This is a genomic window from Miniimonas arenae, from assembly GCF_006351005.1.
GTDB classification, from domain to species: Bacteria; Actinomycetota; Actinomycetes; order Actinomycetales; family Beutenbergiaceae; genus Miniimonas; species Miniimonas arenae.
Genome location: NZ_VENP01000135.1, coordinates 1 through 1,309 on the forward strand (window position 1 = coordinate 1; position 1,309 = coordinate 1,309).

At 67.0% G+C, this 1,309-nt stretch carries 1 protein-coding gene; it reads left to right on the plus strand.

The window, feature by feature from the left end; genetic code table 11:
- The first annotated feature begins 224 nt into the window (after positions 1-224).
- Positions 225-1,292, plus strand: a complete 1,068-nt coding sequence (locus tag FH969_RS14945) for an IS110 family RNA-guided transposase (protein ID WP_108717602.1) — start codon at positions 225-227, stop codon at positions 1,290-1,292.
- The last annotated feature ends 17 nt before the right edge of the window (positions 1,293-1,309 follow it).

The window sequence follows — 1,309 nt, forward strand, 5'->3', positions numbered from 1 at the left end:
TCAGTGTCAGGGTGACAGTGCCGCTTCGCGGTGGTTGGGTCCTGATCACCAGTCGTCTGACTCGTAGGGTCGCTGCCTTCGTGGCGTGCATGGGTTTTGTCGGCGTCTGGTGTGACGGACCGGCCGGCGTGACTTGATAGGAGCGTGGCATCGCCCCCACTGAGATGTGTCCGCCGGCCGGCCCAACCGTCCCTGCACTGATCGGGTGGAAGGAGGCAACCCTCATGGTTGTCGTTGGAGCCGATGTACACAAGAAGAGCCACACGTTCGTCGCGGTCGATGAGCGGGCCCGCAAGATCGGGCAGTTCACGGTCAGGGCGACCACTCCTGGTCACCGGGAGGCGTTGCGGTGGGCGCGGCGCCAGTTCGGTGATGAGCTGGAGTGGGCGATCGAGGACTGCCGTCACCTCTCGACCCGGCTGGAGATGGATCTTCTCGCGGCTGGTCAGGTCGTGGTGCGGGTTCCGCCGAAGATGATGGCGCACGCCCGTGCGAGCGCGCGCACCCGCGGCAAGTCCGACCCGATCGACGCCCTGGCGGTGGCTCGTGCCGCGTTGGCGGAGCCCGGTCTTCCCCGGGCCGTGCACGATGAGCAGGCTCGTGAGCTGAAGCTGCTGGTGGATCGGCGCGACACGCTGGTCAAGCAGCGCACGGCAACGATCAACAGCCTGTTGTGGCGGGTGCACGAGCTCGACCCCGAGCACGAGATCCCGGCCGGGGCGATGGACCGGATCAAGCATCAGCGTGCGTTGCAGGCGTGGTTGGAGGGTCGAGGCGAGGGTGTGGTGGTCGAGCTCGCCCTGGATGAGTTGAGCGACATCTGCGCCGTGAGTGTGCGGATCAAGGACCTGGAGAAGCGGATCGCTGCGTTGGTGAGCGTTCGGGCTCCGGCCCTGGTCGCGGTGCCTGGGTGCGCGGAGCTGACGGCCGCGAAGCTCGTCGGGGAGATCGGTGGCATCGCACGTTTCAGCACCGACGCCCAGCTCGCCCGCCACGCCGGCATCGCGCCGATCCCGGTCTGGTCCGGAAGCACCGAGGGCAGAGTCCGCATGACCCGTAGCGGGAACCGCCAGATCAACTGTGCGGTCCACCGCGTTGCCGTCACCCAGATCAGGCTGCCCCGCTCTCTCGGGCGGGCGTACTACGACAAGAAGAAGGCCCAAGGCATGTCGAACCGAGAGGCCCTGCGCTGCTTGAAGCGGCACCTCATCCGAGTCGTGTTCACCACCCTCAAGACCACCACCCAACCCCTCCACCAGCCCACCACGACCACCGTCGCCGCCGCGGCTTGACATAGGAGAAACCCATG